Origin of the sequence: Martinezella multihospitum (assembly GCF_900094585.1) — a bacterium.
Lineage (GTDB): Bacteria > Pseudomonadota > Alphaproteobacteria > Rhizobiales > Rhizobiaceae > Rhizobium > Rhizobium multihospitium.
In genome coordinates this window covers 97,618-105,345 of record NZ_FMAG01000016.1, presented here as the reverse complement: position 1 = coordinate 105,345, position 7,728 = coordinate 97,618, and the positions used below count along the sequence as shown (strand labels likewise).

Here is a 7,728-nt window from a genome sequence, read left to right as displayed (position 1 = left end):
GGTCTGCTAATCGCAACTCACGCTAAATCGATGAAATCGATTTATGCCTCACCTCATCAAAAATGAGGCTAACAATCTTCTCTGATCGAATAACGGCCCAGGCCGTGTTACAATAGGCCGCTCACAAGCGGCCTTTGTCGCTTCTGATAAGCAAGCAATTATCCCCTTGCCAACCTGAAATAACAGGCCAAGGGGACACACGACAAACCCCAAGGGTTTGCTCGGGCGCGATAAGCCGCAAAGCGGCTTACGCTGGTAACGCGGGGTGGAGCAGCCCGGTAGCTCGTCAGGCTCATAACCTGAAGGCCGCAGGTTCAAATCCTGCCCCCGCAACCAATACAAAAAGGCCCGCATCAAGCGGGCTTTTTGTATTGGTAACGGGTCGAGGATTTAACGCCTCATCAGGGGCCCGCAAGGAGGCAAAGCCGACGCCGCGGGACAGAAAATAACAAATCCTGCCCCCGCAACCAATTCTTTCCACCACCAAACACAAATATCCCCCGCGCTAAGGCATAAGCCATCGCTGGTATCACTCCAAGGATATGTGCGAGGGCAACACGAATTACGGCGAGAATGTCGTGTTCTTCGATCTGCTGTTCGGCACCTATTTCAATCCCGACCGGCCGTCCTCGAAGGACATCGGCATCCGCGGCGAAGTCGGGAAAGGCTTCCTTGGCCAGCTGGCGCAGCCTTTCCGCAAGGAAGACGTCCGCCAGATCCTTGGCCGCTCGACAAAAAGCGGCTGGTGCCGCAAGGCGCAATGCTACCGTAATCCCTGGGACGTACCTCTGCCTGCAATCTCCTGTCAGTTGCAAAGGACTTGTCTGATGTCTGCCATTCGCATGAAGCGGCTTCCGCTTGGTATTGCCGCTCTTACGCTCCTGCTGATCCTGTCTGCCTGCGCCTCGCAAATCATGAAAAGCTATATTGGCGCGTCGATCAGCAGCGTAATGGTCGATTATGGACCGCCGGACAATGTCTATGATCTGCGCCCGGGTGAGCGCGCCTACCAGTGGCGGAAGCAGAAGACGCAGGTGGTCCCTGGCCAATCGAGCGGCGAAATCAGGGATACGCGCCGTGGCAAGCGCTATGAAGTCACCGAAACACCCGGTTACGTCGAGCATACGGAATGCTTCTATACCTTCTACACGCGCAGCTCCGGCTCGGATTGGTATGTGACGAGCTTCCGCCAGCCTTCGCTGGAATGCGAATGAACACTCGAGCCGCAGGATTTCGGGATATGAAACTCAGTTTCGCTATTATGGCTGCCCTTGCAGGCCTCTCGTTCGCCGTGACTACGCCATCGCATGCCCAGGAGAAATTAGGGCAGGGTGCGGGCTTCATCCGTGTCATCGGCGATGAAAAGCGCCGCCGCCATCGCGGAAGCCTCCAGCCTCAAGCTCGGGCCGATCGTGGCGATCGAAGACCAGCCGGCTGCAACCGTCTTTCCCTATGCCTCGACCGAGGCCAGATTGCGTGCCGGAAGTTCCGATGGTGGCGTGCCGATCGTGACGGGCAAGAATGTCATCACCGCCCGCGTGGCGGTGTCCTATCTGGTCGCCCGATGAGGGGAGGAAACATGAGAAGAATACGTCTGCTCGTCGCCGCGGCCTTTATTGCGACTCCGGCCATTGCGAATGCCGGAACCATCTGCACCCTCGTCGAAGATGTCGAGACCGGCAAGGCGCTGGTGAGGGAAGGCGATTGCGATCGTACCCTCTCTCCCGCTTCGACCTTCAAGCTTGCCCTCAGCCTCATGGGCTATGATGCCCATATTCTCACCGATGAATCCAAGCCCGTCTGGCCCTATGTTAGAGGCTATTCGGATTGGGCGACGTCCTGGGAGGACGAGGCAACACCGCGGCTCTGGATGGAAAAATCCATCGTCTGGTATTCCCAGCGCCTCACCGAGGCACTGGGCGCTCAGAAGTTTCAGGCCTACGTCCAGAAGTTCGATTATGGCAACCGCGACGTGTCGGGCAATCCCGGCAAGCATGATGGCCTGACCCATGCCTGGCTCGGCTCGTCACTGAAGATCTCGCCGGTCGAACAGCTGGTGTTCCTCCGCAAGCTGGTCCGCCGCGAGCTCGGTGTCAGCGATCAAGCCTATGATATGACGGCAAAGATAGCCGACTATGGAGTGCAGCCATCGGGCTGGCATGTTTTCGGCAAGACCGGCGCCATGCCGGCGTCGAAAGCCGGATCGCGCCCGGACGGCAACAGGATGTATGGCTGGTTCGTCGGCTGGGCGATCAAGGGAGATCGCAGGATCATCTTTGCGCGCCTCGCGGGCGAGGAGCGGAAGATAGCCGGGTCGGCCGGCAAGAGAACGCGCGACGCTCTTTTCGCCGACCTGTTCTCCAGACCCGAGGCGCTTTGATCTCGCAGCAGCAATGCTCCGTCTGAAGCCGGAGTATCAATCTTCCTTCATGTCCTCGAATTCGCCCCATCGCCAGCGCCATGGGGCGTCGCTTTTCCACCAGACGACAAAAATCAGAACTGCCGTCGGGAGGCCGATCGCGACCGCATAGGCGATCGGATGCCTATCCCCATAGGGGGCCACGACCGAGACGGCAGCCGCCAGCACCAGCGCATAGACGACAATTGCCGCCCAGCCCTGCCAGCGGCAAGGCAGGCCGGCTCCGTAACCGTAGGTCTTGACGCGGAACCAGGGAACCCGCTCTCTCATTCGGCTGCATCCTTCATCGGACCGGCTGCCGATCCACTCTTCCTCAACGCCGGCATTGTCCGGCAGCTTTCGATCAACGACAAGGCCACCGGCACGAAGACGAGCGTCAGCGCCGTCGAGGACAGCAGGCCGCCGATCACGGCATGCGCCATCGATGCGCGCTCCTGCCCGCCTTCGCCAAAGCCGAGCGCCAGCGGCATCATGCCGATAATCATCGCCGAGGTGGTCATGACGATCGGGCGAAAGCGGACAATGCCGGCATCGATCAGGCCTTGGCGCATGCTTGCGCCCTCCCGACGCCGCTTGTTGGCATGGTCGACAAGCAGAATGGCGTTCTTGGTGACGAGGCCCATCAGCATGATGACGCCGATGACAGAGAAGATGTTGATCGTCGATCCCGTGACGAGAAGACCGATCAGCACTCCGCTGATCGAAAGCGGCAGGCTGGTCATGATCGCGATCGGCTGCACGAAGGAGCCGAATTGCGAGGCAAGGATGAGATAGATGAAGACGATAGCCAGAAGCAGCGCCTGCGCCGCATAACCAAAACTTTCGGCCATGTCGTCGGCCTCGCCGCCGATCGTCATGCGATAGCCTGCCGGCATGGTCTCTGCTGATATCAATGCCTGGATATCGCGCACGACATCGCCGAGCGGCCGGCCGTTCAGATTGGCCGAAAGGCGAACCTCGCGATCGCCATCGCGCCGGATAATGGTCTTCGGTGCCAGGGTCTCGGTAATATCGGCCACCTGGGACAGCGGCACGGTGGCTGCAGGGCCTGTCTTGCTGCCGCGCTCGATGGGAATCGGGATCTGCGCGAGGTCTTCCACCGTTCGGCGCCCGGTCTCCGGCAGCCTGATGGCGACGTAGCGCGATTCGTCGCCGCCATGCGCCCAGCTTGTCAGCTTCTCGCCGGCAACGAGCGGGCGGAGATTGCGCTCGATGGTCGCGGTCGAAATTCCGAGATCGGCCGCCTCATCCGCGCGCAAACGCACCATCAGCATCGGCCGTTTCTTGTCCGCCGAGGATTCGAGGTCGATAACACCCGCGATCTTGCCGAGCTTGGCCATCATATCGCGGGATATCTCTTCCAGGATGGTCAAGTCGCCGCCGAGGACTGATATCTGGATGGTCTTGGCCTGTGCGCCGGAGACTTCGCCGGGCTGCCCGACCTCGATCCTCGTTCCGGCAACAGGGCTCAGCGCCTCGCGCAGCTTTGGCGCGATCGCCACCGAAGTCATGCTCCTCTTCTCCGGCGCCACCATCGAGGCCGCAATCCTGGCCTCGTTGGTATTGGCGCCGTCGCCGCTGTTGACGGTCGAATAGAGATCCCTAATGTCGGGATACTCCCTCAGAATGTCTTCGGTCTGCCGGATCTTCGCGGCCGTATAGTCGACCGACGATCCCTCCGGCAGGGTGAGGCCGACAGCAACCATGCCCTGATCGGATTTTGGCACGAATTCCATGCCGATCCTGGGAATGAGGCAAAGGCTTGCGGCAAACAGGACAAGCACGCCGAGCGAGGTTGCGCCGCGATGGTCCAGGCACCAGCCGACCATGCCGCCATAACCGTGGGCGATCCGTTCGAAAGCCTTGTCGAAGCGATCGAGCAGCGCCTGTAGCCTTCCCTTGCGTTTCCCATTCGGCTGATCGGCCCAGACGCTCGACAGCATAGGATCGAGCGTGAAGGAGACGAAAAGCGAAATCATCACGGCGACGGAGACGGTCACGCCGAATTGCAGGAAGAAGCGGCCGATCACCCCGCCCATGAAGGCGACGGGGAGGAAGACCGCGACGATGGAAAAGGTCGTTGCCAACACGGCAAGCCCGATCTCCGTGGTGCCGTCCAATGCGGCCTGCTTGCGATCTTTTCCCATGGCCGCGTGGCGGCTGATGTTTTCGCGCACGACAATCGCATCGTCGATCAGGATGCCGATGCAGATCGACAGCGCCAGCATGGTCATCAGATTGAGGCTGAAGCCGAGAACCGCGATTGCCGCAAAGGTCCCGATAACAGCGACCGGCAGGGTCAGCGCCGTAATGATGGTCGAGCGCCAGGAGTTGAGAAACAGGAGCACGATGACGATGGTCAGCGCGCCGCCTTCGATGATGGTGCGTTGCACGTCGCCGATCTGGCCGACGATGGTGCGCGAGCTGTCCTGCGAGACGACCATGCCGATATCCCGAAGCGCATCCTCCTTCCTGAGTTGCTCAAGCGCCCGCTCAACGCCCTTTGCCACCTGGACGGTATTGGCGCCTTCCAGCTTGACGATGTCGAGGCCGAGGGCCGGCTTGCCGTTGAACCAGGCCTTGCTTTTCGGATCGGCGCCCGCTTCCATCACGTCGGCGACTTCCGAGAGACGGACGGCGCGGCCGGCGCTGTCCTGGGCAATGACGATATCGGCAAATTCCCTGACGCTGCCCGGCTGCACGCTGACGGTGATGCTGCGCTCCCGCGTGGACGAGACGACGGAGCCGATGGCGCTGTCGCGGGTCGCCCGCTGAATGGCCTCGATCAGGCTCGGGATCGGGATGCCGAAGGATTGCAGCTTCACCGGGTCGGGTTGAATGCGCACCTGATCTTCGCTGCCGCCGACCAGCGTCACCTGGCCGACACCTGGCACACGCCGCAGCCGCGGCACGATCGTGGTATCGACAATCTCGGTCATCCGGCTGATGGAGATATCGGCGGAAAAGGCCGCGAGCGACATGATCGGCGCATCCTGCGGGTTGAAGCGCGTGACGAGTGGCCGATCGGCACCGTCGGGAAGTACGTCCTGCAATCGCGATATGCGGTCGCGCACCTCATCGGCTGCTGCTCGCGATGGCGTTTCGAGGGTGAATTCCGCAATGACGAGCGAATTGCCTGTCGACGATTGTGAAGAGATCTTCTTGATGCCGGAGATGGCGCCGATGCTTTCCTCGATCGGACGACTGACCTGCTGCTCGACGGCCAGCGCCGAAGCGCCATCAAAATTGGTCGACACGATGACAGTCGGTAGATCCACCGAAGGCAGGAGATCGACCGGCAGGCGCGACCAGGCGACGATACCGAGCACGACGATGGCCACCATCATCATGGTGGCGAAAACCGGCTGCTGAATGGAGATACGGGCAAGAAACATGGGGAGTGATCCTCAGCGTCCGGCGATCTTGGCCGGCGTGCCGGTCGCGGCGTCTTTGAGGGGAGCGGTTATGACATGATCGCCTTCGTTCAATCCGCTCTGAACCTCGACAAGGTCTTCTCCAACCCTGGCATTGCCGAGGACGATGGGTTGCCGGCGGATGGTGCCACTCGTAATCGTCCGGATGAAGGTCTCTCCGCCTTCGTTGGCGACCGCTGTCGCGGGAACAGCAACAATGTCGTCATGGCTTTCGATCTGCAGCATGCCGTGGCCGAACATGCCGCCGCGAAGACCCGCCACGGTCTGTTCCAACCGCAGGTAGACCTGCAGCGAGCGCGAGCCGTCGACGGTCGCGGGGCTGATCCTATCCAGCCGTGCGGAGAGAGGCTTCTTCGGCAGACCCTCAATCTCGATCTCCGCCGTCTGGCCGATCGAAAGCCCGGCGCTCTCTTGTGGGGGGATGAGAGCCACCAGGTCCAGCCTGGCGATATCGACGATTTCGAAGAGTTCGGTGTTGATCGACACCGCCTGGCCGGGATTGATCTTCCGGCTATTGACGACACCGTCAAACGGTGCGGTGACGACCGCATCGTCCAGAGCGCGCCGCGCTTCCGCTTCTTCCGCTTGCAGGGCGCGCAGTTCAGCCTTCAGGACCGCGACGTCGGTCTCGACCTCGGTCAGTTTCGCCTGGGCGACACCGCCGGTCGCGACGAGGCTGCGGGTGCGTTCGAGATCCTTCTGCGCTCGCGCCAGCGTCGCCGCCTTGGCTTCGGCGGTGGCGACCAGCTTGTTGAGGGACAGCACTAGCGTTTCCGTGTCGAACCGCGCGATGACGGCGCCGGCCTGCACCGCCGTCCCGACATCGGCCTCGACGGACGCCACTGTGCCGGACAATCTGGCTGTAAGCATCACACGGCGAGCCGGCTGGATGAAACCGTTGATGCGGATTGCCTGCCGGTAGTTGCGGCGATGCACCTCCATCACTTCCATGGGAGCGACCTCGACCGTTTTCGCCTTGATGCTGGCCGTCTGCCCGGCATCCAGCGCATCATTGCTGTCCGGTGCAACCATCGCGGCTGCAATTGCCAGCGCCACCAGAACGAAGGCGATCATTATATTCTTGATATGGCTCATCATGGCACCAACATCATGATTTCATTTCATGATCGAGAGCGGCGGGAGGATAGACGCGGGGTTTCAAAGCCATCCTCCGCCGCTCTCCGTCGGGCGCGCCCTGGCTTGAAAGGCGTGCCGACCTCTGCAGACCGGCGATCAGAAGCGATAGTTCAGACCGGCCTTGATGACATGGTCACGCAGGTCGGTCTTCGACTTGCCGCTTGATGTCGTCGTGGAGACGTCATTAGTCATGACGTAGTTGTATTCGATCTTGGCCGACAGGCCGCCGCCGAAGCCCTGTTCGACGCCGCCGCCGAACAGATAGCCCTGCTTCCAGCCGTCCGAGGTGGAAACGCCCTTGCCGCCTTCGAACTTCGTCATCGTCAGACCCGCTGTGCCGTAGACGAGAGTGCGATCGAAGGTCAGACCGGCCTTTGCCTTGACGGCGCCGCGGAAACGTTCTTCCACCTTGCCGTTCGGCACGCGCAGCTCGTTGTTTCCGAGGTAGGAGCCTTCGAGTTCGGCGCCGACGATGCCAGGCCCCACCTGGAAATTGTAGCCGGCTTGCACACCGCCGGTCAGGCCCTTGCCATCGGCAAAAGGGTTGAACTTCGGCGAGGCGATACCGCTATGGGCACCGAAATAAGCACCGCTCCACTGGAAGGCGGCTGGCCGGTCATAGCCGGCATCCGGCGCCTGGTAAGTGGTGAGATCGGCTGCAGAGGCGTTGGCCGCGGCCGCCAAGGCCAGAGCCGCGAACAGAAAAGATTTTGCGCTAAGCGACATTGCTAACTCCAT

7 protein-coding genes, 1 tRNA gene and 1 pseudogene are annotated in these 7,728 nt (G+C 61.2%); 5 read left to right on the top strand and 4 right to left on the bottom strand.

The genetic code is table 11. The features are described 5' to 3' along the window. Positions 1–259: 259 nt before the first annotated feature. From GA0061103_RS34335 to blaOXA, 5 genes and pseudogenes are all read left to right on the top strand, one after another. Positions 260–336: transfer RNA gene (locus tag GA0061103_RS34335), tRNA-Met, on the top strand. A gap of 182 nt (positions 337–518) precedes the next feature. Further along, positions 519–737 (top strand): annotated as a pseudogene (locus tag GA0061103_RS34330) (sterol desaturase family protein); the annotation flags it as partial. A 105-nt stretch (positions 738–842) separates the two neighbouring features. Continuing rightward, positions 843–1,214, top strand: coding sequence for a hypothetical protein (locus GA0061103_RS34325; RefSeq protein WP_425349583.1), 372 nt, complete (start codon positions 843–845; stop codon positions 1,212–1,214). A 117-nt stretch (positions 1,215–1,331) separates the two neighbouring features. Then, entirely contained in the window at positions 1,332–1,568 is a 237-nt protein-coding gene (locus GA0061103_RS34320) for an SIMPL domain-containing protein (RefSeq protein ID WP_141694515.1), read from the top strand. Positions 1,569–1,579: 11 nt separating this feature from the next. After that, on the top strand, positions 1,580–2,380 hold the full coding sequence (blaOXA, locus tag GA0061103_RS34315) for a class D beta-lactamase (protein WP_092720398.1): 801 nt from the start codon (positions 1,580–1,582) through the stop codon (positions 2,378–2,380). A 36-nt stretch (positions 2,381–2,416) separates the two neighbouring features. On the opposite strand, the gene GA0061103_RS34310 is transcribed toward blaOXA, so the two are convergent. From GA0061103_RS34310 to GA0061103_RS34295, 4 genes are all read right to left on the bottom strand, one after another. Continuing rightward, positions 2,417–2,689, bottom strand: coding sequence for a hypothetical protein (locus GA0061103_RS34310; RefSeq protein ID WP_092720397.1), 273 nt, complete (start codon positions 2,687–2,689; stop codon positions 2,417–2,419). Then, complete coding sequence (locus GA0061103_RS34305) at positions 2,686–5,814, bottom strand: efflux RND transporter permease subunit (RefSeq protein ID WP_092720396.1); 3,129 nt, start codon at positions 5,812–5,814, stop codon at positions 2,686–2,688. Before GA0061103_RS34305 ends, GA0061103_RS34310 begins: the two co-directional genes overlap by 4 nt. A gap of 12 nt (positions 5,815–5,826) precedes the next feature. Then, the gene (locus GA0061103_RS34300) at positions 5,827–6,951 is read right to left on the bottom strand and encodes an efflux RND transporter periplasmic adaptor subunit (RefSeq protein WP_092720395.1); all 1,125 of its coding nucleotides are present in this window, start codon (positions 6,949–6,951) and stop codon (positions 5,827–5,829) included. A 135-nt stretch (positions 6,952–7,086) separates the two neighbouring features. Then, on the bottom strand, positions 7,087–7,716 hold the full coding sequence (locus tag GA0061103_RS34295) for an outer membrane protein (protein WP_092720394.1): 630 nt from the start codon (positions 7,714–7,716) through the stop codon (positions 7,087–7,089). Positions 7,717–7,728: the final 12 nt, after the last annotated feature.

Bases quoted from the DNA above. Each gene is read 5' to 3' on its own strand.
- GA0061103_RS34325 (WP_425349583.1), top strand. From the start codon at position 843: ATGAAGCGGCTTCCGCTTGGTATTGCCGCTCTTACGCTCCTGCTGATC.
- blaOXA (WP_092720398.1), top strand. From the start codon at position 1,580: ATGAGAAGAATACGTCTGCTCGTCGCCGCGGCCTTTATTGCGACTCCG.
- GA0061103_RS34310 (WP_092720397.1), bottom strand. From the start codon at position 2,689: ATGAGAGAGCGGGTTCCCTGGTTCCGCGTCAAGACCTACGGTTACGGA.
- GA0061103_RS34305 (WP_092720396.1), bottom strand. From the start codon at position 5,814: ATGTTTCTTGCCCGTATCTCCATTCAGCAGCCGGTTTTCGCCACCATG.
- GA0061103_RS34300 (WP_092720395.1), bottom strand. From the start codon at position 6,951: ATGATGAGCCATATCAAGAATATAATGATCGCCTTCGTTCTGGTGGCG.
- GA0061103_RS34295 (WP_092720394.1), bottom strand. From the start codon at position 7,716: ATGTCGCTTAGCGCAAAATCTTTTCTGTTCGCGGCTCTGGCCTTGGCG.